The 25,475-nt window shown below is 44.0% G+C and carries 27 protein-coding genes; 3 read left to right on the plus strand and 24 right to left on the minus strand.

Features of this window, described 5'->3' with window-relative positions:
• Positions 1–34: 34 nt before the first annotated feature.
• Positions 35–1,558 carry a glucose-6-phosphate dehydrogenase gene (zwf, locus tag Q9R46_RS12160; protein ID WP_311280232.1) on the minus strand — a complete coding sequence of 508 codons (1,524 nt, stop codon included), beginning with the start codon at positions 1,556–1,558 and terminating at the stop codon, positions 35–37.
• Positions 1,559–1,670: 112 nt separating this feature from the next.
• Between zwf and Q9R46_RS12165 the strand changes: the two genes are divergently transcribed.
• Entirely contained in the window at positions 1,671–2,576 is a 906-nt protein-coding gene (locus Q9R46_RS12165; protein ID WP_123065806.1) for a LysR family transcriptional regulator, read from the plus strand.
• Between the two features lie 120 nt (positions 2,577–2,696).
• Here Q9R46_RS12165 and Q9R46_RS12170 read toward each other — a convergent pair whose 3' ends face one another.
• The 11 genes from Q9R46_RS12170 to Q9R46_RS12220 form a co-directional block, all read right to left on the minus strand.
• Positions 2,697–4,703: a chemotaxis protein CheW gene (locus Q9R46_RS12170; RefSeq protein WP_311280233.1), complete on the minus strand. Its 2,007-nt coding sequence runs from the start codon at positions 4,701–4,703 to the stop codon at positions 2,697–2,699.
• Between the two features lie 14 nt (positions 4,704–4,717).
• The gene (locus Q9R46_RS12175; RefSeq protein ID WP_311280234.1) at positions 4,718–5,143 is read right to left on the minus strand and encodes a chemotaxis protein CheW; all 426 of its coding nucleotides are present in this window, start codon (positions 5,141–5,143) and stop codon (positions 4,718–4,720) included.
• A gap of 21 nt (positions 5,144–5,164) precedes the next feature.
• A complete protein-coding gene (locus tag Q9R46_RS12180) occupies positions 5,165–6,757 on the minus strand; it encodes a methyl-accepting chemotaxis protein (RefSeq protein WP_311280235.1) in 1,593 nt (530 codons plus the stop codon).
• Positions 6,758–7,312: 555 nt separating this feature from the next.
• Positions 7,313–8,008 (minus strand): hypothetical protein, encoded by a 696-nt coding sequence (locus Q9R46_RS12185; protein WP_311280236.1) that lies wholly within the window; start codon positions 8,006–8,008, stop codon positions 7,313–7,315.
• A 146-nt stretch (positions 8,009–8,154) separates the two neighbouring features.
• The gene (locus Q9R46_RS12190) at positions 8,155–8,739 is read right to left on the minus strand and encodes a cupin domain-containing protein (RefSeq protein WP_311280237.1); all 585 of its coding nucleotides are present in this window, start codon (positions 8,737–8,739) and stop codon (positions 8,155–8,157) included.
• A gap of 131 nt (positions 8,740–8,870) precedes the next feature.
• The gene (locus tag Q9R46_RS12195) at positions 8,871–9,377 is read right to left on the minus strand and encodes a hypothetical protein (protein ID WP_311280238.1); all 507 of its coding nucleotides are present in this window, start codon (positions 9,375–9,377) and stop codon (positions 8,871–8,873) included.
• A gap of 84 nt (positions 9,378–9,461) precedes the next feature.
• Positions 9,462–9,884: a hypothetical protein gene (locus Q9R46_RS12200; RefSeq protein WP_311280239.1), complete on the minus strand. Its 423-nt coding sequence runs from the start codon at positions 9,882–9,884 to the stop codon at positions 9,462–9,464.
• 41 nt (positions 9,885–9,925) lie between these two features.
• The gene (locus Q9R46_RS12205) at positions 9,926–10,297 is read right to left on the minus strand and encodes a hypothetical protein (protein WP_311280240.1); all 372 of its coding nucleotides are present in this window, start codon (positions 10,295–10,297) and stop codon (positions 9,926–9,928) included.
• A 23-nt stretch (positions 10,298–10,320) separates the two neighbouring features.
• Positions 10,321–11,064 (minus strand): hypothetical protein, encoded by a 744-nt coding sequence (locus Q9R46_RS12210; RefSeq protein WP_311280241.1) that lies wholly within the window; start codon positions 11,062–11,064, stop codon positions 10,321–10,323.
• Positions 11,064–12,371 (minus strand): SPFH domain-containing protein, encoded by a 1,308-nt coding sequence (locus Q9R46_RS12215; RefSeq protein WP_311280242.1) that lies wholly within the window; start codon positions 12,369–12,371, stop codon positions 11,064–11,066. Before Q9R46_RS12215 ends, Q9R46_RS12210 begins: the two co-directional genes overlap by 1 nt.
• A 273-nt stretch (positions 12,372–12,644) precedes the next feature.
• Entirely contained in the window at positions 12,645–13,712 is a 1,068-nt protein-coding gene (locus tag Q9R46_RS12220) for an ankyrin repeat domain-containing protein (protein WP_311280243.1), read from the minus strand.
• A 131-nt stretch (positions 13,713–13,843) separates the two neighbouring features.
• Between Q9R46_RS12220 and Q9R46_RS12225 the strand changes: the two genes are divergently transcribed.
• Positions 13,844–14,851, plus strand: a complete 1,008-nt coding sequence (locus Q9R46_RS12225) for a serine hydrolase domain-containing protein (RefSeq protein WP_311280244.1) — start codon at positions 13,844–13,846, stop codon at positions 14,849–14,851.
• 199 nt (positions 14,852–15,050) lie between these two features.
• Here the strand turns inward: Q9R46_RS12225 and Q9R46_RS12230 are convergent, their stop codons facing one another.
• The 5 genes from Q9R46_RS12230 to Q9R46_RS12250 form a co-directional block, all read right to left on the minus strand.
• Positions 15,051–16,073, minus strand: coding sequence for a serine hydrolase domain-containing protein (locus tag Q9R46_RS12230; RefSeq protein WP_311280245.1), 1,023 nt, complete (start codon positions 16,071–16,073; stop codon positions 15,051–15,053).
• Between the two features lie 10 nt (positions 16,074–16,083).
• Positions 16,084–16,800 (minus strand): DUF1361 domain-containing protein, encoded by a 717-nt coding sequence (locus Q9R46_RS12235; protein WP_311280246.1) that lies wholly within the window; start codon positions 16,798–16,800, stop codon positions 16,084–16,086.
• A gap of 238 nt (positions 16,801–17,038) precedes the next feature.
• Positions 17,039–17,983, minus strand: a complete 945-nt coding sequence (locus tag Q9R46_RS12240) for a sigma-70 family RNA polymerase sigma factor (RefSeq protein ID WP_311280247.1) — start codon at positions 17,981–17,983, stop codon at positions 17,039–17,041.
• 55 nt (positions 17,984–18,038) lie between these two features.
• On the minus strand, positions 18,039–18,485 hold the full coding sequence (locus tag Q9R46_RS12245) for a carboxymuconolactone decarboxylase family protein (protein ID WP_311280248.1): 447 nt from the start codon (positions 18,483–18,485) through the stop codon (positions 18,039–18,041).
• 249 nt (positions 18,486–18,734) lie between these two features.
• Positions 18,735–19,565 (minus strand): cupin domain-containing protein, encoded by an 831-nt coding sequence (locus tag Q9R46_RS12250; protein WP_311280249.1) that lies wholly within the window; start codon positions 19,563–19,565, stop codon positions 18,735–18,737.
• Between the two features lie 167 nt (positions 19,566–19,732).
• On the opposite strand from Q9R46_RS12250, the gene Q9R46_RS12255 reads away from it, so the two are divergent.
• Positions 19,733–20,050, plus strand: a complete 318-nt coding sequence (locus tag Q9R46_RS12255; protein WP_145331635.1) for a hypothetical protein — start codon at positions 19,733–19,735, stop codon at positions 20,048–20,050.
• Between the two features lie 112 nt (positions 20,051–20,162).
• Here the strand turns inward: Q9R46_RS12255 and Q9R46_RS12260 are convergent, their stop codons facing one another.
• From Q9R46_RS12260 to Q9R46_RS12290, 7 genes are read right to left on the minus strand one after another with little or no spacing between them, the layout of a single operon-like run.
• Positions 20,163–21,248 (minus strand): SMI1/KNR4 family protein, encoded by a 1,086-nt coding sequence (locus Q9R46_RS12260; RefSeq protein ID WP_311280250.1) that lies wholly within the window; start codon positions 21,246–21,248, stop codon positions 20,163–20,165.
• Positions 21,249–21,271: 23 nt separating this feature from the next.
• A complete protein-coding gene (locus tag Q9R46_RS12265; protein ID WP_311280251.1) occupies positions 21,272–22,084 on the minus strand; it encodes a hypothetical protein in 813 nt (270 codons plus the stop codon).
• On the minus strand, positions 22,081–22,572 hold the full coding sequence (locus Q9R46_RS12270) for a hypothetical protein (RefSeq protein ID WP_311280252.1): 492 nt from the start codon (positions 22,570–22,572) through the stop codon (positions 22,081–22,083). The genes Q9R46_RS12265 and Q9R46_RS12270 overlap by 4 nt, the downstream gene beginning before the upstream one ends.
• A gap of 26 nt (positions 22,573–22,598) precedes the next feature.
• Positions 22,599–23,348, minus strand: coding sequence for an SMI1/KNR4 family protein (locus tag Q9R46_RS12275; RefSeq protein WP_311280253.1), 750 nt, complete (start codon positions 23,346–23,348; stop codon positions 22,599–22,601).
• A 59-nt stretch (positions 23,349–23,407) separates the two neighbouring features.
• Entirely contained in the window at positions 23,408–23,968 is a 561-nt protein-coding gene (locus tag Q9R46_RS12280; protein ID WP_311280254.1) for a hypothetical protein, read from the minus strand.
• Positions 23,965–24,615, minus strand: coding sequence for a hypothetical protein (locus Q9R46_RS12285; protein ID WP_311280255.1), 651 nt, complete (start codon positions 24,613–24,615; stop codon positions 23,965–23,967). The genes Q9R46_RS12280 and Q9R46_RS12285 overlap by 4 nt, the downstream gene beginning before the upstream one ends.
• 31 nt (positions 24,616–24,646) lie before the next feature.
• On the minus strand, positions 24,647–25,255 hold the full coding sequence (locus Q9R46_RS12290; protein WP_311280256.1) for an FmdB family zinc ribbon protein: 609 nt from the start codon (positions 25,253–25,255) through the stop codon (positions 24,647–24,649).
• Between the last annotated feature and the right edge of the window lie 220 nt (positions 25,256–25,475).

Raw genomic sequence — 25,475 nt, forward strand, 5'->3', positions numbered from 1 at the left:
CTCCGATTAGTTTGATTTTTTAAGTTGTTTTGAATTAGATGTTGCCGTTAACTGCCATCGGCACATCACTGTCTTGCTCAGAAATCAGTTCATTTGGTTCGTCGAACCACCAATGGTGACCTTCCGCCTCAAGCATGGCATCCGACTCCGCTGGTCCGTAACTTCCTGCCGGATATAAATGAAGTGGTAGCAGGTTTTCATTGAATGCATCCAGAATCGGTTGCACCCAAGCCCAGGATAACTCAACTTCATCCCAATGTGCAAAGAAGGTTGGATCACCATGCAACGCATCGCGAATCAAGTTCTCATAAGCTTCTGCCAGATCTCCCTGATTAGGAGCAAGATCAATATGAACGGGTTTGAACTCCCCTTTATTCTCAGGATCACTTGCGTTCAGTTGCAGTGTCATGCTTTGATCCGGGCTCATCTCAATAACAAGCAGGTTAGGTTTCGAACCGTTGTTCTTGATCAGGTGACCTTGGCCTGAAGGTTCTTTGAACTCAATCACGATTCGTGTTGATTTCTCCTTCATTCTTTTACCCGTACGGATGTAAAACGGAACACCTCTCCAGAAGAAATCATCAATTTGCAGCTTCGCGGCAATAAATGTGTCATTCATTGTGTTCTCGGCAACACCTGGTTCATCTGTGTAGGCATGTACCGGTTTTCCTTGAATGCTGCCTGCAGCGTACTGTCCACGGATGATGCTTGCACCTACTGTTTGTTTCTGCAGTGGCTGAATGGACTCCATAATGTGTTTTTTCTTCTGGCCCACATTTTCGGAAGTGCTGTTATAAGGAAGCTGAATAGCCATCATCATAAGCAATTGCAACATATGGTTCTGGAACATGTCACGCACAGCACCTACATGATCATAATAGGATGCGCGTTCTTCAACACCTACAGTCTCATTTGCCGTAATTTGCACGTTAGAGATGTAACGGTTGTTCCAGAGAGCCTTCATAATCGGGTTGCTCTGATGAAGTGTCTCCAGCTTCTGAACCATCGGTTTACCTAAGTAATGGTCAATCCGATAAATCTCTTCCTCTGTGAATGATTCGCTCAGCTTGCGGTTAAGTTCGCGAGCCGACTGCAAATCATGACCAAATGGCTTCTCAATGACGAGTCGTTTCCATCCTTGTGTTGAACCAAGCCCGCTTGCCTGAATATTTTCAGCGATCGGTTCGAAGAATTCCGGACCAACCGAGAGATAAAACAAGCGATTGGACGGAATGCCAAGTTCAGCCTCTCTTTGCTCAACCAATTGCAACAACTTTATATAATCTTCCTTATGTGTGATATTCAATACACTGTAGCGAAAAGCTTTTACAAATGATTTAACTGATTCATGATCTCCTTGACGTCTGGAGAACTCATGCAAAGATTTTTCCACTTGCGCTTGGAAAAATTCATCCGACCATTCTCTGCGGCCCATGCCGATCAGGGAGAAGGTTTCGGGAAGCTTTTTCTCAAGGTACAGATTATATAGGGCAGGATATATTTTTCTTTTGGCTAAATCTCCAGTAGCACCAAATAAAACAATTGTTGTTGGTTCCATCTTACCGTGCTCCTTCCAAGTAACTCTGGTTTCTTTGTTGTAGTTACACTATAATACGTTTTATAGCTATACAAGTAATTAATATATTTCACAGGAGCTATAGACGATATCTATGACAACAAATTATGAATTATATAAAGTCTTTTACTGGGCTGCCAAAACAGGCAGTCTGACCCAAGCCGCCAAAGCCCTTTACATCACACAACCCAGCGTCAGTCACGCGATCAAACAGTTGGAAGACAGCTTCGGACTAACCTTGTTCTATCGAAATTCCAAGGGGGTTGCGTTAACTCAGGAGGGTGCCAGCCTGTACTCCTATATTGAACAATCCCAGATTCTCATCTCACTTGCAGAAGAAAAAATGGCTGCGCTAAAAAATCTGGATAACGGGGAACTTCGGATTGGCGGTAGCGACTCCCTCTTCAAACATTACATGTTATCGTATCTGGAGGAGTTTCACATTCAGTACCCTAACATCAAGTTGCATCTAAGCCATGGAACGACGCCGGAGGTCATTACGTTTCTGAAAGAAGGCAAAATCGATCTTGGCGTTGTCCGCATGCCCATCGTTGACCCGCAGCTGGAAGTACGGGAGAGCATTCAACTGAAGGATTGTTTTGTTGCCGGTGAACGATATGCCCAGTTGAAGGGAAAAGTGCTAACCCTCGAACAGTTGCTTGAACATGAGCTTATTCTGTTTTCCCGGAACAGCCGGGTCCGGATGGCAATTACAGAACTTTTCAATCATTATAATTACACGTTAAAACCAGAAATCGAGGTCGGTAGCGTTGACCTTCTGATTGAATTTGCTCGCCGGGGCTTGGGGATCTCTTATGTCACACGAGAATTTATCTCCAAAGAGCTCGAAGAAGGCTCTCTCTTCGAGATTCAGCTTGATGTTCCTCTTCCTCCTTCTCATGTGGGGATCATGACGAAACGGAATATGCCGATCTCTTCGGCTGCGAATCACTTTATGGACTTGATTTTCAAAGGACAGGCCGACAGCCCGAGAACATGATCATCCGTTGAGAACAAGATAAAGAGCATCAAGGCCCTGCATGCAGGATCTTGATGCTCTTTATCTTCTTTATTTCAAAAAAATTATAGTGAGTACTGGATGAAGTAAGTTCTTTGACTTTTAATGGCTGACTAGATAAGAAGCGTCCAGAATGAGCGCCACTTTACCATTGCCCAGAATGGTTGCGCCAGAGAGATGATTCATTGCTCCGAGGTATGTTCCAAGCGACTTAATGACCACTTCCTGATTTCCAATGATCTCATCCACTGCATAAGCCGCAATTTTATCGACAGAACGCACAATGGCGAGTGGAATCGTCTTGGACTTACGGTCGGTTCGCGGGTACTGCAACTTGTCGCACAGTCGGTAGAAAGGCACAATACGGCCATGATTCAAAATGGATTGCTGTCCCTGAATCATCTGAATCTCTTCCGGTTTAATGCGCACGATCTCGGCTACATTATACATCGGGAGAATTAGAACCCGACCAGATACGTTCACCAGGAGACCCTTAATAATTGCCAAGGTAAGCGGCAACCGAATGGTGAACGTCGTTCCGACACCAACCTCTGTGTCAATATCGATGATGCCATTCAGCCTTCCGATCTGGCTTCTTACGATGTCCATGCCCACACCGCGGCCTGATACATCACTAACGGTTGAAGCCGTGGAGAACCCCGGTTCAAAAATCAGATGAACGGCTTCATGTTCATTTAAACGAGCCGCTTGCTCTTCGGTTATAATGCCTTTTTTCAGTGCGGAAGCTTTAATCTTCTCCCCATCAATGCCCTTACCATCATCGGAAAAACGTATGACCACATGATTTTCTTCGTGGTATGAGGTCAATTTGATTCGTCCTTTGGCAGGCTTGTTCTGTTTGGCACGAACCTCGGCACTCTCAATGCCATGATCCGCACTGTTGCGAATCAGATGGATTAACGGATCACTGAGTTCTTCGATAATCATGCGATCCAGCTCAGTCTCTCCGCCTTTAATGACCAATTCAATATCTTTCCCCAGTTTCTGGGACAAGTCCCTAACCAGCCTCGGGAACCTGTTTAATAATTGCTCGATAGGCAGCATTCGCGTTTTCATAACGCCATCCTGAAGTTCCTTAATGACTCTGCCCATATGATCGGACACCCCGCCAATACTTTGAATCACTGGGGAAGGCTCCTTACGGGCACCGGATCGGCTCAAATCTGCAAGAGAGGTCTGATCGATAAGCAGCTCACCGACGAGGTTCATCAAATGATCCAGTCGCTCCACACTTACGCGAACCGTAGGCTGGGTTGACTTCATCTTATCTTCCTGAAGAGGCACTGACGTGTCGGGTTTTTCTATTCCAGCTGTCATTTCAGTCTTTATTAATTCAGTTGTCACTGCAACCTCTTCTGTCGCCAAAATATATGGCCCGACATCCACGCTCCGAATATCCGAATCTCCGGATAACGCACTTTCAATCTGAGCTTGATCCAGAGAAGAAGCTGTAATGATCACGAATTCGTTATAATGCGCCTCTCCCAGTTCCTCATCAAGACCCTGCTTTTCAATGGATGTGGCTAGTACACTGCCACATACATCTTCAACCCGTTTGCACAAAATATGATATCTAGCTGCTTTCATCAAACAATCTGAGCTTAATACAATGCGAATGGAAAAAATCTGCTGACCTGGTTCAAGTACTTCATCGAACAGATTCGACTCCACAGACTGTAGAACGGGTGACTTGGTCTGCTGAGCCAAGGCCGGTTGATGAATCATGTCCTGTATTTCTTTGACCACTGCACGGAAATCAGTATAACTTTCGCCTTGAACGTATTGATCCCTAAGCACTCTCATGGCATCCAACGAACGAAAAAGGGTGTCAATGAGTTGTGCGGTGATTTCCGGTTTCTTGGATCGCACCCATTCCAATGCATACTCCACTTCATGTGTCAGATCACTTAATTCACGAAAATCCATAGTCGAAGCCGAGCCCTTAATCGTATGAGCCGCCCGAAATAAGGTCTGCACAAGTTCCACAGAAGGTGAAAGTTCAAGTGCAAGCAAGGACTGATCCATCCGTTCCAACTGATCATTCAGTTCTTCGATAAATATGTCGCGATAGGCGGACAAATCCATCATTGGTGCATTCCCTCCTAACCGCCCAATATTTCATCCAGTTTCAATATACCAACCAGACTGTCTCCCTGTTGACCCACACCCTGAAAAAACATTTCAAGGTTGCGTCCATGACCTCCAGTAGGCGGATGTATTTCCGAATAAGTTGTGACTTTGCTGACTCGATCTACAATCAAGCCGATATACTCATCTTGATAACGTACCACAATGATTCGGGTCGCCCGGGTTGCCGATTCGTCTGGCATGCCAAGCAAATTACGCAGGCTCATGACGCAGACAACTTTACCACGTAGGTTCATGACTCCTTTGATTTCGGTACGACTAAACGGAATATCGGTAATACTTTGCATTTTTATAATTTCATGAATTTCTTCGATTCGAATGGCACAGGTCTCTGCGCCGACAGACAGTTCGATATATTGTTCTTTCTGAAGTGAAGACATCGTTTCACCCTCAATTCGTTATTATGACTGTGTTTTGAAAGCAGACGCAGATACAGACAATTCTTCAGCAAGGTGTGCGAGCGATTGACAAGTGGCCGCCGTTTCTTCCGATGCCGCCGCAGATTCCTCACTGGATGCAGAAATCGACTCTACCGAGCTCATCACCTCAGCAGCTTGTGCCGCCTCTTCCTCACACGCAGCCGCGATTTCATTGACTTTCTGAGAAGAATTATTTACCATTTCAATGATCTGATCAAAGGCTTGTCCTGTTTTGGATGATTGCTCTACACTATCCGAAACGGCTTGCACGCTTTGTCTCGTATTCTCCTGCATTACTTTGATAATTGTTGTGATTTCTTTGGTCGCTTCGCCACTGCGTTCAGCAAGCTTGCGAACTTCATCAGCTACAACAGCAAATCCTCTTCCTTGCTCTCCTGCACGGGCTGCTTCAATCGCCGCATTTAATGCAAGTAAGTTTGTCTGTTCAGCAATATCGTCAATAACTTCGATGATGTCACCAATTTTGCGTGAATCTTCTTCAAGCTTCGCCATTTTCATATTCACGGCTTGCATACCTTCCAGGGAAGTTTGAACAACATGACCGCCTTCACGTGCCGTTTTCACTGTATCATTAGACAACTCAGCGGCTTCTTCAGCACTTGCAGCTACAGAGTTAATAGCCAGAGACAATTCCTTAAACAATTCGGAGATGTTTGCTGCTTCACTCGATTGACTTGTGCTTGTACTTGCAATTTCCTGTGTACTTGCCGAGATCTGTTCAGATGATGCTGCAACGCTCTGTGAATTCATGACAATGTTATTAATTAATTCTCGCAGATTGTCTACCATGCGATTAAGCGCAAAGGCCAGTTGCCCAACCTCGTCTTTTGAGGAGATATCGGACTTGAGAGTTAAGTTTCCGTTAGACACTTCCGTAGCTAGACCAAGCATAGCCATAAGAGGTCTGGAGATGGAACGGGAGATGACAAATCCAATGATAATACTAAAAATAATAGAGCCTATGACCAAAGCAACGGTAACCGAGAATGCACTTGTGTACGCTGCTTCCGACTTTGAATTGTTCTCTTCCGCCAGTTTCACATTCAATTCCACCATTTCACCCATCGTAGCGAGGGCTTCATCACCAGGAGGTTTGAGTGTATCTTTCAAGAAAACGATAAACCCTTGATCATCATCGTTTTTCGCGAGCTCTATACCTTGCTCAAAGATTCGCATGTAATTTGAGTACTGTGTATCGAATTTGCTAAGGAGCTCGCTTTCTTGGGGGGTCGTTGCCAGAGGACGGTAGCCATCAATTTGATTCTTAATGTTATCTTTAATGGTATTAATATTATCGACAATACGGTTTTGCTCTGCGGCACTCTTCTCAAAGTTGAGATCACGAATGTTAACCCGCATCCTCTGGTAATTCATTTGTGCTCCGCTCAATTCTTTTACTGAAATCAGATTGCTGTTATACATTTCTTTCATGTGCTCATTGGTACTTCTAAGTGTCGTGATTGAATACACTCCCAGAATCGCAAGAATCAGAGATACTACCAAAAATGCTGAGATAATCTTTGTTGCTGTTTTCAAGTTGCTAAACCACTTCATTTTATCTCCCCCTAAGTTTCTTCGTGTCTAGTTATGTAAATAAAGTTTGCTAATCCATTCTATGGATCGCTCTCCAGACAACATACGATGTATTTCGACAGAAATATTAGAAAACTGAATAGATAAATTTTATTTTTGCAAACTTTCATTTTTATGTAAAATTTTTATGATAAATAAGACTCTTGTGTTTATATTATTAAATACTATTAATCTAAATTTAATAGAATAAATATTCATATTAACGAAATTTATATATACATTTTTGTACATAACTCTTTTTTTGATGATGGACGATCAATGTTATCTTTTTTACTTGGACCTATATGTTAGTTCATAGTTCTTTGGACTAATTCATATGATATCTAATCGAGATAGTTCTACTCACCTGTTCAAAATATGTAATAAACACGACTTAAGACTAATAATAAAATTAAAGTACATGATTCAATTGAACTAAAAAACAATCAAATTCACTTTACAGGAGTTTGATTGTTTTCTAGATTCATATGCAATTTTTAAGCTCCTTTGATTCAATCAAAATACGATTTATTCATATTATTCCATCTGTTCCAGCTCTGTCAGACGGTCTTTAATTCGCTGTGGAATAAGTTCAAACAGCTTGTCCCATGTCATAAACATCTCCGGTTTCAACAAATACTCTTCAAACTGCATCGAGGGTACAAATGCTTTGGTTTGCAGATATTTTTTGACACGGGCATCGATCTGTTCACTGGTTTGAAAAAATGGTTCAAACATTTCATTTACAAGCAAGCCATCACATCCCGCCTCAGCGCCTGCTACACTATACAGATTAGGCAACAATTCAAATACAACCGGCAATGGGGAAAAGGCGTGTTTCCCCGGCTGGGAGTACAGGCACACATGATGGCCAACCAGATTAACTCTATCTTTTAACAGCCCTCTTAATACTCTCCCGTGAAAGCTGGCTTCACAGTCCACGACTTCTCCATCATGTCCTACATACACCCATACATGCTCCATCTCATAGAGATGTCCGATCTCGTAATCCCACCATATCGCATATTCGATAACATACTTTACTGCTTCAGAAGGAAACTGTAGCTCTCTACGAAAAGAAGGAGACGGCCCAGAATGCTCAAGCACGGACACGCCAACGAAATCCGGATAAAAAGGCTCATTCTGATCAAACATGATTACCGGTGCATAAATTAATGCTGTTTCCAGCCATTTATTATCTGTTACAGTCATCGTTGCATCCTCCATTTTCATTGTTGTTACTCCTATAGTAACAGAGAGAGGGCGAAAGGCGTCAACTTATGCAAATGTAAAAACCTGCAACCGAATATAAGCAGCTACAGGTTCGTGAATGATATTCAGTTAAGACAGGTTAAAATCCTTGAATGTTTCGTTTACCGTTATTCCCTTGGCGCCTTCGAAGCCTTGGAAGCTTGAACAGAGGTATCCGAAACGTCTGTTCCACAACCAATATCAGGGCCAAGAATGGCATCATTCTGGATGGAAGCAACCGCTTTGGCATAAGCTTCCTCATCCAGACAATATGCGCGGTGAGCCACCTCCGGCGGTGTAGCCGCAAGAAAATCTGCCCCAAATACAATATCCGGTGTCGGTTGATCAAATATGGTCAGCACATATACGCCATCGGTCTCCGCAACAAACCAATGAAACCAGCCTTTTGGGAAAACAACCAGTTGCCCCGGCTTCAAACGATACGTTATCCGTTCACGTGTGAACGGATTGAACACGGATGCGGTAATCTCACCGCTGATTACCACGACCATCTCGGTCACATTGGTATGCCAATGGGGCTGCACAATAATTCCCTTACTCAGGTAGACGTTAAAAAAACCATTTTCAATCGTTGGCAACTGCTCTCCAAATAATTGAGTGACGTAGTTGCTTGGGTCTCTCCGGTAATTCACTACAGCGTTAGAATCTGCGGCCAGCGGAACGTTGGGGGATTTCAAGATCGGATTGATCATTGGTTATATTCTCCTCCTTGGGCAAACATCTCGTTGTTGTACTGTATGCTCAAGAATGTTGAGATAATACTGCAACCAAGCTATGCCATTGTATTGAGAAAAACGATCCCTTATAACTTTTGTCTACTGATTTATGAAGCCTCAACCGTTGTTCCGCAGTACTCACAGTCCGTGAACTGTTTCCGATACACCTTTACCTTCGCCCCACACCCCGAGCAGGTCACCGAAACTTGTCTTGGTGCTTCTTCCTTTTCCTCCTGTTTTTCTTCATCTTCTCTATCATATTTGTCACTGTTTATATTTATCTCTGTGTAGCTAAATGATTGGTTACTTGTATGAATCACCGTATTACTATTGTAACTAGAGTAACCATTTCCAATTTCTTGGGGTCTAAAAGCATTTTCTGGTACCGGATCTGAATCACTCTCATAGTCCCCGCCATAAAACTGTTTTTGAGGAACCTTTTTTCTTCGGAGTAATTTAATCGCTGAAAATATAAAAATAAATTCTAATACGAGGAGACACATAAAGATAAAAGGCTCACTTTTGATTTGTTTGTGATTACCCGCATTAAAAAAGGCAATAGGCATACCAATTGCATAGATCAAAAATATCAATCCAAAAATCGCTCTGATCATGATAATTCCTCCAAAGAACACTCTGTACACTCTCAATTAATCTATCAAAGTCTTCACTCTTAAGCTTCAAGCAAGTCAGTGAAACTACGAAGCTTTCACCGTTGTCCCACAGTACTCACAATCCGTGAACTGTTTCCGATACACTTTTACCTTCGCCCCACACCCCGAGCAGGTCACTGAAACTTGTCTTGGTGCTTCTTCAACCTTTTCCTCCTGCTTTTCTTCATCTTCATAATCATACTTGTCACTGTTTATATTTATCTCTGTGTAGCTGGAGTTACTATAGCTGTCCCCATTTTCATGATCTCGACCCAAATCACTCCGATAGTCCCCACCATATAATTTTTTTTGATGAACCTTCTTTTTCTTAAGTAATTGAATAGCGGAAAATATAGCAATAAATTCAACAAGAATAAATGCCCATATTGTTCCATTCTCAGTATCCATAAATGCAATTGCTTGAACTATGGCAAAAATAATAAGTAGTATTCCAAAAAACTTCCTCAACGTACACCCTCCTAACACAACCTTCCATTAAGTTATAAAACTTAAGAAGTTCTTACCGTTGTCCCACAATACTCACAATTTGCCGACAGATTTGGATAAACCTCCACTTTGGCCCCACATCCTGAGCAATGAACGGATACTGGTTTACTTGATTCGTTGTAGTTACCTTTAGGGTGTATATCCTTAAGATGTTCTTGATCATTTGTCGGATATTGATCATTACGAGCCGATTTAGAACGAGACTTAGGTCGACCACACATTTTTATTCCCGTAACCAATACAATAACACCAGGGATAAAAAGTACGATTAAACTAAAAACGGCTAGACCCGCTTCATCCGCCATCATCATTAATGAAAATAGAATGGTTATAAACGAGATGATGATTAAAATAATTCCAAAAAACCTCTTCACTTGCTTCTCCCCCTAAAACATGGTTAAGATTTGAGCGAAAGAATCTGTTGATTTCTTTCTTTTAGACGAGACGTTAATCGAGATAATTGCATAGCCACACGTTCACTATTTACTACTTCTCCTGCCTCGTACTGAGTAGACAGTTCTTCTCTCAACAATTCAATATCTATAAGAATCTGACGATCATTATACTGCACGGCAGCTGGAGCGATTGGATCACTATATTTAACCAGCTCAATGATGGCTTCTACTGACTTCCTGTCCTTTTCCACATTCAACATTGGATGTTTATCCATCATATTAAGCAACTGATACATGGCATTCTCAATTGATTTCCAGTCGTTAATATTCAATTGTTGATTGGCTTCATGCTCACTTCCTGATCGAATATAGATCATTAAAATAGCGCACAAAATGAAAGCAAGAGCCGCAGTGATTACATGTAACAAAACAAACCAACGCAGCGCATGATCTGCGAAACCTACGAATAACGCATAAAAAATGACACACCCCAGATAAATGATTAATACAATGCCTATAGCTGTGTAACCTGGGACAAAACGTTTAAAGCGATCCATATTTTGCATCACATGACGCGCATAAATCCACAAAGTCGTCATCGCAACGTACGATGCGGCAAGATTGATCCAGAACGGAAATGATAGAATATCGTTGCTAAACATCGTAAATGAGATGATCGAACTTAAAATTAAACAGACAAGATAGATTACATCTAGAATAAAAACGTTGCTCCGTTTCACCATCACTAAGCCTGCCCCCCTTCTTGCAGATTGTTTCCGCAATCGAGACAGAATTTCTGACCAGGTTGTACTTCATGTTGACATTGACTACACTTCAACGTTAAACCTGTACCACAGTTTCCACAAAATTTAGTGTGAGGCCCATTCATATGGTTGCAATTTGGACATGGCCTTGGCATCGGTTCGTGACACTTCACGCATTCAGACGCATTCTCCGCATTATCAGCTCCACATGAAGGACAAGCATAATATTTGTCACCGCAGTTCGGACAAAATTTGGTGCCTTTCTCCATCGTGTGACCACAATTATTACAGTCCGTCGTTGCAGATTTTCCAGCTAATGATTTTCCGCATTTACTGCAAAAAGAGCTCTGTTCCTGATTCGGATGTTGACAATGCCCGCACAAGCGTACGGCAGGCGTTTCTGTTGTTGTAGACATTACTTTGGACATTTCAGACATTCCGCTACTAAACGAACCTCCCAAACCTACGCCCATGCCCATACCAAGACCTGCGCCCATAATATCAGACTGCATGCTTCCTTCATTCTTGGCTGCACCTTCAAGCGTGTCGAATGAGCGTTCCTGCTGATAGGTGTATCCAATGATATCCATTTCCGCTTTGCGCGCGAGCGCTTCCCGTAATCGAATGACCGATGGGTCTTCTTCGGGCAAATTGACATTATGAATGTATAGATTGATAAGTTCAATTCCAAACTCGTCAAATGTAGAAGCGATGTTGTCCGCAAAGTGTCGTGATATTTCAGCGATATAGGCATTAATTTCTAACACACTTACTTTTCTATGTATTAAATAGGAAGATAGCATCGAATTGATATTCATCGTAATTAATCCACGGAAGTAATTCACCATATTGAGCTGATTAAACTCTGGCAGTGTTCCTACAAGTTTAACTAAAAATTTTCGTGAATCTGAAATTTTCATGCCCATTTGTCCAAAAGCTCTAACAGGCACAATAATATTATATTTCGGGTCCTGAACCTGAATCGGATTCGCAGTTCCCCATTTGACATCCATAGCACTTACTTGATTCACATACCAGACTTCTGCGGCAAAAGGAGACTTTCCCCCAAATGGAAGGTTAATAAGTCGGTTTAGTATCGGGATGTTCGCTGTACTTAACGTGTGCCTGCCTGGCCCGAACAGATCAAGGGCCCTTCCATCCTTAAAGAGTATAGCCTGTTGAGATTGATTTACAATTAACTGAGTCCAAGTTCCCAATTCAGTCTCCGGATGTTTCCAGGCAAACACGTCAGGCGAACCGTCATACTTGATTACATCAATAATAGCCATATTCTATTCCTCACTTTAGCTTAAAATACTAGATTTCAACATCTATGATTCCAACCAACACAATCATAAGATATATTAATATTCGTCAATTATCGTGTTTTTTCATATTTAGGCATTGCTATTTTACCATTTCTAACCTGCTTGCGCACTAGTATAGTTCATATTTCATGAGATATTTTTCCTATTTAGGCATCTATGGAAGGAAAATCAAAAACCTCTTGCAATCGCAACCGCGTTATGCAAGAGGTTTCACCAATCAAGACACCACTCTATCTAATTCAAAAGACGTTCGATGTAAACTTCAGGCTCGTCCAGAAATTGTTCAAACGTGCATAATGTGCCCTGTTCCTGATGTTCGATATCGGCATATCCTATCATCTTTTTACTTGGATTCCAGACGATGAGCATATGAGAGTACTGATCCAGATCAGAGGATAAACGCAATAACTTCTGCCTGCCCATCTTCATCTCCACCGTATCTGCCAACGAAAAGAATTCAATATAACCAGCGCCAGCGGGACAGCTCGGCAGGTCTATTCGGCGTGAACCTTCGGTCATAAAACGGATTAACGTTTCGGGGAGCTTGTAAGATTTTAATGCATGCAGTTTATTGCTCAGATTATGGAACTCCTCAGGCTCGTGTGATTTCAAGTATTCAGCCATTTCATTATTTTTCTGACTGACCGCAATCGTGTAGGCCCGCTCCCCGTCCTTCTCCTGCAATGTCACATCCGCACCTTGTTCGACCAAATATTTGACCATTCGCATACTGTTCTGGCGTGTAGCTACGGTGAGCGGTGTCGCCTTGTATGGATAAACCATATCCGGTTCGTTGTAGTTGATGTCCACACCCTCATTCAGCAGGTATTGAACCGTTTTCATATCATGATCCGATACTGCTTTTCGTAACGTTTTGCCGCCATATTTCCGAATGTCCAGCCCAAGCTCGTTCAGCACCGAAATGTTCTTTTTGTTCCCGTAGTAAGCCTCGTCATATGCACTTGATTTTAACCGGCTTACTCCGTTCAATTTGGCTCCTTGCTCAACTAAATAACGAATCACATCTGCTCCGCCGTAGCGCGCCGCATATAAAATGGCTGGATGGTCTTTGGCATTGATCTCGGCCCCACGCTCCACAAGAAGTCTGACCACCTTCGACTGATTACAGATCAATGCCAGATCAAGCGGACGAAGCGTAATGTTTGAGCTCAATGCTATTTTTTCTTCCAGATCCATACCTTGCTGTATATATGCTTCAACGCGGGCAACATCTCCTTGATAGATAGCCAACGCTTGGTCAGGCAAGGTTTTAAACGTGCCTTGATTACCGATTTTGTACATATGTTTGGCCTCCTCTACAGCGATAATAATGAAATCCATGTTTGTTGAGCTACCCAAATGAATATGCTAACATAGTGGTCAACCCTTTGGAATCTACATACTAAATACACAACGAACCCGGAAAGGACACTATGAATTCCCTAAACCTTCATCATACATTGCAACAGATCATTCCACCGCTGGATCTTAGAAGCTGTCTGGTCAGTGTAGGCGGGGAGATCGTTTACAAGCACTACCGGAATGCACAGGCTGAGACAGATATCGCTAAAATTAATTCATGTACCAAGAGCATCATCTCTGCGCTCATCTGTATCGCCATGGATCAAGGGCTACTGCCTGAGGCAGGCACGCCCATATCTACCTTTTTCCCGCAGCTCACTTCTGATCCTGACCCACGTAAACCATTGATTACTCTGGAGCAACTGCTTACGATGACAGCCGGATTTAACTGGGATGAGTTCGGCGGACAAAATTCGTTTCCACGGATGACACGTACGGATCATTGGGTCAATTTCGCTTTAGAACAGCGTTTGCGACATGAACCTGGCACACATATGGAATACAATTCGGGGGTTTCCCAGATTCTATCCTCAATATTAATGCAACATGTCGGCATGAGTGTAGCAACGTATGCTGAGCGTTATTTATTTGGCCCACTGGGTATTCGAAATTATGAATGGGAGCAAGATCCCCAAGGTGTACACACGGGTGGATTTGGCCTGAGACTGCTTCCAACCGACTTGCTCAAATTCGGACAACTCTACCTTCAGGAAGGGAATTGGGAAGGACAACAGCTTATTTCCAGCCAACTCGTCAAACGTTCAACGCAGCCCTTCATCACGGTCCCTCCGCCAAACCATGGCAGTTACGGCTGGCACTGGTGGGTGGACCAATATGGATGTCAACATCTCGACGATAACTCGGTACCCCAACACCAACCTACGGATTCAGAGCCTCTCAAATCACTAGATTATTACTACGCCAGAGGATTTGGAGGTCAGTATGTATATATTGTTCCCGAGCTGGAACTTGTGACCGTGCTAACCAATGACAAACGCAAGAAGGAAAAGCCGCCCATCGACGTATTCCCCAGATTCATTGTGCCTGAATTGTGGAAGCTAGCTAACTTTTCCAATTGAATTGACAATGATTCCGACTGAAATATTTTAAACATAAACCCTTGCCTACATTGTGTGATCGTTATGGTGAACGGCAAGGGCAACTTAGACATTGGGAATTAGGCTACTATGGACGGTGTCCTCCATTCTGTACGTGCCCGGGATTCTGTACGTTCCCGGGAAATGGTCTACGATCATATTTTCAGCCTCACCACTCCTCTTATACCATTGCTTCCTCTACAGCGAGCGTTATAGGATAAGGCCCTGACTCCTGATTCGAAATAACCACAAGTTGAATCCCATGCTTGGGATACACGCCAGACATAAACGAAACACCTGGGTCAAAACCCATGACATGCGTTTTAAATATCTCTTTTTCACGTAACTCCAGCCATATCCCCAACCCATAAAACTCCTCGTCCTCATCGTGCGCGTGGGGTGTCAACAAATACCGTGTCATCTCCTCACCAAGCAACGTATGCCCCAACAGAGCATCCCAGAAACGAATCATATCTGGTGCGGTTACATAGGCTCCGCCATCTGCTCCACCTTGAACGGGGATCGAAAAAATATTACTGGTCCATGTCCCGTCGTCAGCATCGATATATCCAATCGCCGTATTACGCGGAAGCTGATCTGTCAGGAAATAACCTGAATGTTGCATGCCTGCTCGTTTGAAAATATGTTCCTCCACGTATGCTGTAAAGGCCATGCCGGTGTATTGCTCCACAATGAGTCCGAGTACAATAAATGCCGCATTGTTGTAATGAAACTTCTCACCCGGAGCACACTTCATAGGCAGATGTTGAAACATGGGCAGAAAATCACTAAGCTGTCGCATCGTGTACACGGGTCTGTCTTTCCACAACGCTGAAAAATCATCCATCACGTCCTCATCAAAATAATCCGGTACGCCAGAAGTATGGGTCAGTAACTGGTGCACCGTAATCTCTGAATCCCACGACGGAAACGTAAGGTTTAGGACATCCTTTAATTTGGAATCTAACGTAAAATGTCCTTGCTCAATCAACTTACATATACTTACAGCTGTGAAAACCTTACATCCCGAAGCGATACCAAAACGTGTATTCTCATCATTCAGAAGTTCATCACTGCGGTTCGCATACCCTCGCACCATCTGAAAAAGGGTCTCACCCTCCTGTTTGCACAGCACAACACCCGAAAAATCCTTTTGTTCCATAACCTCTTTGACTTTTCCCCTGACTTTTACTGCATCCAGCATATCGAAGCACCTACGCTTTCTTATCATTGGTTTGTAAACTTCGTTGATCTGGCCCAGACCCTCTCGCATTCAGCAAATAATATAACGTGAGATAGAACGTAAGAAGAAACGTCCCAAAGAACATACAAAACGCCAAGGAGGGCCGGCTAACACTTTCGTGCATCAGCCTGATTAACAACTCGCGATTGGTCAATGCATCCCAGCTGTTTAACCGGTACACCCGTCCAAGCAGAACACCATAACTGCCAAGAGCTGTTCCACCCAGTACAAATATCCATGACGCCGCACGTCCCAACCGATCATAGATGACTTCCTGAATCTGATACATCGATAGGAAGCCGATCAGGAGTCCTGCCCACACAAACATCAGTACAACCATCAGATCATACCAGTAGTGAAACTCGGCAAGGCTTCCAGACAAATACCTTGAACTCCTAGACGTCAGATGCAGTAAATCCGTAACGATATACGAAGAGTTGGGGAAAAACAATAGCCACATCATCGCACTCGGTATCGCGATCCATACGGCTCCTTTCCATTTCAAACGGCCCAAACCATAGGTTAGGGATGAGAATACAAATGGAATCCAGCCCAAAAACAAATTCCAGATCAGGAAACGGAAATACCGCTGATCCAGCCAATCGGCCGATATGTAATACAACCCCAGCGTGACAACCGTAATTGCGCTAAGAAAAACAAACATGTGCACATAATTTAGTTTTCTCAATACGTACAACCTCACTTGTGTTGAATTCAAAATCTACTTCATTCATGGCATATATTTACTATTTATGAAATCTATTAGATCATACCATGTATAACCGCAGAATCAAATTATGATAGATACACTAGAATCGATTACACGATATATAAAATAAAATAAAAAAAACGACAGCCCTTTTTACAGGATCAAGTCGCTTAACTTTTGAGAGGTTACAGTTCAATATTTCATTACTATTATTAGTTCATGATTGCACCGTTGCCAGTTTGTTTGGATTGACAATTAGATACACGCCATGGATTCGCTTCCCTGAAGCATCCATTTCCAAACATAACACTTCAGTGACCTGCCCGTCTTTCATTAAGGTGAGCTGAAGTTCTCCATTAATAAATGCAGGTTGCCACTCTCTTTCTCTTAACGAACGAAGCACGCTAGGAGAGGTAAGGATCGCGAGCACACCCTTGTGTACATGCATTGTTCGCATAATCGTGCGAACTACGCCGCCACCATCCGCTGTGAATACAGGCTCATCTGTCAGCAGCTCCAGCATAGCCGAAACGTCATGTTGTAGAAACGCCGTGGTGAAACGGCTAAGCACTTCTTTTTTAGTGTTCCAATTGGCGCTCGCATGCTCCATCGCGGGAAGTTGTTCAGGCAAATTTCGTCTGGCACGACTATAAATTTGTCGACAGTTGCTTTCCGTTTTTCCCAGCCATCCAGCTATCTCCGAATAGTCATGCTCAAAGGCTTCGCGTAGCACAAAAACGGCCCGTTCCAGGGGTGACAGACGTTCAAGCATCACCAGATAGGCGTACGAAATCATTTCTTTTTGCTGTATCGTTTCCTCTGGCGTATTAACTAATTCATGAACACCAAGCGGCTCGGGAAGCCATTCCCCGACATAATGCTCCCTCTGGTTACGAGCAGAGTTCAACAGATTCAAACAGCGGTTCACGATGAGTTTTCCGATGTAAGACTTGGGTTGGTGAATAAGCTGATTCGTCATACTATGAAGTCCTACGAAGCAGTCCTGAACGATGTCTTCCGCCTCAGTCACACTGCCCAGCATACGATATGCAATGGAGAAGGCATAGTTCTTATACTGTATATACAATGCACCAACATCCAGAGAAGACGGTTCCGGCGTATGCTTACATTGATTAGAATCAGAATTAAGATTGGACTGCATAGGATCGCCTCCTCTGGCTTGGTTCGTTTATCGTTTATTTTTCTCGTTTATCACGTTAGTTAAAACATCCCGGGTACATACCTGTCGTAATGGCTATGCGGTTCCAGCTATTAATCGAGTTGATTGCCATAATCAAATTAACGATTTCTGTTTCGCTGAAGTGTTCACGAACTTTATTATACAGCTCAAGCGGAACTCCCTGCTCCGATATTCGCGTCACAACTTCGGCCATCTCAAGCATAACACGTTGTTTCTCCGTAAATATAGGCACTTCATGCCATACACTGAGCAAAAGAATATGATCCCCATAATCGCCCAGCTTCATCAAGTCTTTCGCATGCATATCTATACAAAAGGCACAGCCATTGATCTGAGAGACACGGATTTTCAACAACTCATATAACACCTTATCTTCAAATTGCCCGGATACATATTGCTCCATCGCCATCATAGCCTTGAAAGCTCCATGATTGGCCGCTCTGTAGTTCATACGTAAATTCATATTCATTCTCCTCCATCATCTGGTCTACATACTGAAGACAAATAACGAATGAAGTTTGTGACAACTCGTGAGAAAAAATAAAAAAAAGGCGCTCTGAGTTGAACGCCCTTATCGTTATGATACTTGGATACTTCATAATAAGGATTATGCAATCATACCAGATTTGCTCATCAGAAAGCGTACTGAAGTGAGAACAAAATCGGAAATAGATTCATACAAAAAGGAGTAATTAGAGGACTATTATTCAATTCAGACCTTATCATCTGAGTTCAGTTGTACCGGGAGTTCGCTATAGTAAGGGCATCCTGGTTCGTGGATAATACGCGGATCTACCCAAGTCCCCCAGTGTGGAAGACGATTTACATAAGGGGGCATGTTGGGTTGCATATTAGGCTGTACATTGGGCTCGATGTTGGGTTGCACATTAGGCTGTAAGTTTGGTTGCACATTCGGTTGAAAGTTTGGTTGGAATTGAAGTGGTTCGATGTTAGGTTGAAGATTCGGTCCCACATTAGGCATGTGGTTGGATACAGGCGCGATCTGCGTTTTACAGCCTTTTGGCGGGCCGATAATTACCGTTTTCTGAATGGGGGCCAAGACTTCCTGCACTTTATGTTCATCCAGACAATAGGTGTGAGCCAGTACTTTCGCGGGAGTCAGTCGCAAAATATCAGAGCCGAAGATCGCTTCAGGCACAGGGGCATCAAAGATCGCAAGCAAATGTGTGTGATCTGTCGTTGCCACTTCATAGTGCCACCATCCTTGGGGTACGTTAGCGGTTTGCCCTGGTGTAATGGGGAAATGAAGCAGTTCATTCGTGAACGGGTTAATGAGGGAAACAACCGCTGCACCGCTGATGCAATAAACGAGTTCAGTTGCGTTTTGATGAATGTGAGGTTCAACGACATTGCCTGCACTCAGAAAAATATCCAATAAAGAGGTGTTGCCCAACGTGTTGAGCTGTTTTACCGAAAGTGCATTGATGTAATTATGCTCATCTTTCTTGAAAAGAGGATTGTTGCTCAGATCATACGAAAACTGTGTGTTCGGTAAAGTGAAATCCATGTACGAGGTTGCCAAAATAAAACGCCTGCCCTTCGCTCTCGGTTTAGGTGATACCCTATACCTCAGCGTATGCCCAGCGCCCAGATCGGTGAGCCCATTTCGACTGGGCTAAATCGTTGTGTCAGCGAAAGACGAATCCGCATAGGCTGATATCATCAATCCAGACATTGGAGGCTTGTGATATGTCATATGTTCCGGGTTCCACATCAACCCAGCAGTCTGTAGGCTATCCTTATCCTTATTATCCGCCACCTCCCCCACCACCACCTTACCCTTATCCATATCCCTATCCTTATCCACCCGTAGTGCCTTTTCCTCTTCCTTTTCCTATAGGGGGGATTGGACCAGGACCATGGTGGCACGGTGGTTATCCAGGGCATTATCCGGGATATCCGGGAGGCCCGCACGGTGGCGGTCCAGGAGGACACGGCAGCCATGGCGGACCCGGCGGGCCTGGAGGTCCCGGCGGATTTCATGGTCACCGTTTTTTCCAGTGGTAGAACCTGAAGGATTTACGTTTTAGCCAAAAGGCAGGACTGCTTCAAAAGCTCCTGCCTTTTGGCTATTAGATCTTTTTATATCCATAGTGGCGTACAACGAATATCTAGAGCCCTAGTATTCAATCTCATCCATTAGATTCAAATTGCGGATAGACATCCGGAGAAGCTCCGTAAACGATGATGTAACGTAATAAACAAAGTCTGGATCATGCACATACATAATAATCTGTCCGTATGTCCCCGCCTCTGCTGGATCAAAATCAAACATCAAGTAGAGCGAACCTCCAGCCATTGTGGCAAAAGGAATCCATGATTTATGGAACAAATACGGTTTGATCTCAGGATCTAACTGGCGAATCTCTTCATCCCCGTAATGCTCCTCCAGCTTCTCATCCACATCACAGAAATATTGTTTGGTCTCCACAATCTCATCAAGTGACATTAGATAGAACGGTTGACAAGACCCCTGCTCTACATCCCCCGGGTACAACATATGCAGACCATAACCACTGCCATCCGTATGGCGGTAAAAAGCGCGGAAATCAACGGGCAGACGTACCCCATACTGTTTCTCGAACTGATCCAGCTCAGTCTCGGATACTCCTGCTAATTGAAGATACGTGTCATACAATGACCGGATCTCTTCATCTTTTATTTTCCGGTCTAACAGATGGTTCAATTCTATCCGCAGATCATTGATAACCGTATTCCCTCCAGACTTCATATCCCCGTCACCTTCCCCTTTCTCCGCACTTCGGTCCAACACATATTGTTCATATCCCCAGAACGCTTCTTGTTCATCGCCGCCTTCAATAAGGATCATAACTGCATAAGAGAACAGATTAAGCCATTCCTCCATCACTGCAACCTGCTCATCTGAGATGAGATGATTACTGCGAAGCATACCCTCCGGTTCTACAGCCCAAGCCCTCGCCAGATGAGTAATGCTCCATAGGCAAGCCATCACTTCCCGATCCAATGCAGCATTCGCAAGATCTGGGACGAGCGTGCGTAAAATACGCATTAATTCATGGAAGTTCTCTTCAATTAATTGACCGCGAAACGGGCGTAAACTACCAAGAAAGCCATGTTCCATTTTCGGATGATTCACATCATCGTAAGCGAAGGCATGATATTTTAACAACACTAGAGCCTCTTGACGTTCCATCTCATCATCCTTTAGCAAAATCAAATTCATTCATTCAAACCTGCCAGTCTATGCTACCAGCGTAGCGGCTCCTGCTCACGCCATAATACGTAACGCTCCCGTTCACGCAGCGTACCTGTGCCAATTCCGTATTCGTCCATCCGTTCCGAACCCAGTTCAAGGATGTGCAGCATACCGCCATATGTTCCCACAGCAAGCTGGGACTGCTCCGGTGATACAGCCAGGGAACAGATCGTTGAGCCTACAAAATGACGCCACAGTTCTTGTCCTTCACGGTTGATGCAATACAAATAACCGTATGCATCACCAATCACCATACCTGCCTCCATCTCAATCATGGTATACACACGTGCATTCTCTTCCATAATAGGCCACTCTTCATTCTGTTTACGAACAGCAATACTGTCTAGCGGAACCTGAATCGTTACTCCATTGTAGAAATGGCAGGCATTAAACCAGACAACCTGATTGTCCTGACTGAATGCCGCACAATGCGGATAACTCGACTCCGGCTCCACCTGATACGTCTTGTTGTTTTCCCGATTCAGCACCATATGACTACTCATCTGGCTCCCCCAGGCAATCCAGCGCTCATCCGAAGATACTGCGGCATGTCCCATAGAAAGCTGGGTGTCTTCATATTCGTACTCCTCAATCTCCGCCATATCGGGATGAAGAATAATCACCTGTTCCTGCTCTACCAGATAGATGCCGTACCGGGATTGAAGCAGCAGCGCCTGTCCTTGATCCATGGGGGTCAGCTTTTCAATCGTGTTCTCGGGATGTATCGTATCTGCCAAGGATTCAACTTCAGGCAATTGAGCTTTGATCCGATCCTTGATCTTGTGCCAAGGGTAGAATGTCACCTGCTCTCCTCCAGCTTGCGATCCGGCTCACGAATGACGCGAACACCTTCATGATTCGCCAGAGCAACGTAAGGGCCGCCTTCTGAACAGCCTGCAAACGTGTAATCCGGACTACACCACCATCCCTGCTGACCCATCGTGTATACCTTCCCGTTATTCGACAACACTCCTGTATTACAGAGCATCGTATCCTCATTCAAGTAACCTACAACTTGCACGGCCTGCATCGAATCCTGAAAATGATTGCTAAGCGGCCACGTCGCCGCAGGCAATTCTTCTCGAAGTCGCTCCACTTCACCCTGAAGATTAGCCTGTTTCACCATTTTCATCACTTTGGAACCGAGCGAATAACGGGCATCATCTGCCAGCTCAGATTCATCCGGGTGCTCTCCCTGAAGCATTTTATGTACAAATGCATTTACATCGCTGGCATACCGCTTGCCTTCCTTACGCCACTGTTCTGCAATTTCTGCATCCAGCCAATCCATAAAATCCCCTCGCCCTCTGCTGTTCTCTACCTCAATGCAGTGCAATGATGTGCCTGCAAAAACTGTTGTATCGCCTGCACCTGCCTCTGCGCTTCTTGCGCCTCCGTGGCATGATTATTTTTTTCATAAAATAAAGCAATTTCCCGCTCACTCGCCATATTAAAACGAACATACCCGCCAATCATGGCGCTGAACAGCTTGCATGTATATTCATTATCAATAACCAGGTCCCATGAAAAGTGCGACTCGCACAGATCTGCCAGTTCTTTCATTGATACTCCGTGCTCTTTTCCCGTAAAATGATAAAAAATATGATGCCGCTCCTCGTTCCACGGTTCGAAATACGCTGGTCTGAACGGCTTGTCCCTGCGGTAATATCCACAGTAGATATGGTCAAGAATATCAGCAAACGACGCATCATTCGACGGCCACACCGTAATCTGTTCATCATGCCGCGGGAGCCAGATCAGACCTTCCACATCTGCATGAACAACCAGAAAATCGCCGTCTACTGAACTTCCAATGCTAATGCACTCTTGCAATTGGGACGGGCTGATGACCGTTGCTTCCGTATGCTCCCAAAGATCATACTCCGCAAATGGTTTTAAAACCTCAGAATCCGGCCGCTGAATGTTCATCCAGCCTGAATAAGTTCCTTCCCCGTATTGCTGCATCCAGCGTTGATAAGCCGAAGGCAGTTGAACGGCTTGTTCTTGCTCCACTTGTTGCAACTCCTGATGAGAGACAGGCTTTAACATGTGAGACACGATATACATTCAGCATCAGCCCCTAACATTAGAATCATTAAACTCATAAGATCGATCGACAAAACACATTAGGCCAACTCTTCCTGTACGATTTCAGTTTCTACGCCTTTACGATTACGAATGCGGATGGCAAAAGCATCATAACCATTACGCTTTACCTCATTGAAATGCACACGTTCACCTGTAATCAGCTCATACGTCCCATCTGGCTCCACATCCTCGCCAAACTCTTCATCCCATGGCACGTTGTAATATGCCGTCAGAAATACTTCAAATGTATCTTCACCCTCAACGTCGAGATATGGACGAAGCGTCCTGTTGCTCAATTCTTCCTGGGAATACGTCTCACACACCATCGCATCATAACCATGCTTCGCTGCATCAATAAGTAGATAACGTTCCCCAGTAACCGTGTGTTCTGCATAAACCAACAATGGTGTCATATCATGCCACATAATCAGATCATCTTCATCCAGGTCACCATAATAAAAAATATGAAACCGATCATGTCCATCACTTGTCTGCAGTTTTCCTTGCCATTCCACTTCATGTGTTTTTTCTGCCCCCACGCTCTTTGTCAGCCCTTGCAGATATACAGGTCCATGCTCTACACCATACATATTCATCATTTTGCCTCCGCTTTGTTCATTCGAATTGTGACAACCTTATGCTCATCATCCACCGTCAGTTTTACATCAATGCCCAGCTTTTCACGAAACAACGCCGTAACATTCAGGTAAGGATCACGAGCGGCTTCCGTGCCGCGATTGCTTGACCGGCTCATGCCTTGATGAATGATAGACTTCACCAGCTTATCATCCCCTTTACCCGTTTGTTCATAGGTATAGATGACGTTTCCCTCACGGTCCAGCAACATGACTTCCGTAACAAAGTCATTGGCATTGGTGTATTTGTTTTCACTTTGCACATACACATGATCGCTTTGCAAGTAATCGATTTGACCTGCTAAATACGGGTTATCTCCCCCTGGTTGAACTTCGTACTCCTTATAAGCCAATTGAAACAAATACTGTAGACCGCTCGTGTCAATACGGTAATACAGCTGGCGGTCGTTTCCTCGTTTGTCCATTGCTGTATATCCGTTGATCAGCGGCCATGTCTGATAAGATTTACCTTCGACATCCACGGCAACGGCGTAGCCCGATAACACCTTTTCTTTTTGAAACACACCATATGTTTGCATTATAAAATAAGCAGGTATGCACAGCATGGCAAATACAAACAGAAAGACACTCCATTTAATTCGCTTATTCATCTTTTTTTCCCCTGTTCCTGATGATTATCATTTATCTGACGTTATGTTGCATTTTGGTCAACACGCGGGTTACAGCTTCCCTGTTCTTGGCCTCCTTGATGTAAACAGGGATACTGTGTGATGCAGTCTTCTGAGATCTGCCCCCATATTTCACACGTAAATCAGCCGATACATACTGCAGAAGATAATTCAGATGTTTCCGATTGACCGCCCAGATCTGCTTGCCTCGAATGTAGTCCAGAAAATAAAGTTCCAGACCAAAAAGCGGGTCCCTGCCCTTTTGAATTTCGTTGTAATAACCTCGACTGACCTGCCTTTTGTGCAGTGTAGCTCGATTGTTCGCCCCGCAGTGTGGACATGTAATATGGACTAGCGGATGGGGTGTCATCTTCTCATTGGTTACTAGCACCGTAAACCACCGCTCACATACTGTACAATATCCCTTAGCTGCATACTCGTAGTCAGCTTCTTTGACTGCATGAGCGTAGCACTGACTACATCTCCACTGCACTTTTCCATTAGAGCGTTCTATGTAAGCGTACCCGCCGCATTCTGGACATTTGACTTCAACTCGCTCTCCCCGGTAAAGCACAGAATAAAAGCTGTATTTGTATGCCCCTTCGTCTTCGAAACGTTTCACATTCACCCTCTCCTTTCGTTGAACCTTACGCTGAAACAGTCGTTTATCCCACATTGTTCCAAATGAGCCGTTAATAAAATTATATGAAACTCTTTACCCAAGCACAACAAATGCAGGCGCGCTGTCTAAAATAACGTCCTTAGTCCTACACAAATGTGTGCTTCATCACACCCATGATCCCATTGATATCGTAATCTGGACTTAGGAGATTCATGAAATA

It is taken from the genome of Paenibacillus sp. RRE4, assembly GCF_031844205.1.
Classification (GTDB): domain Bacteria; phylum Bacillota; class Bacilli; order Paenibacillales; family Paenibacillaceae; genus Paenibacillus; species Paenibacillus xylanexedens_B.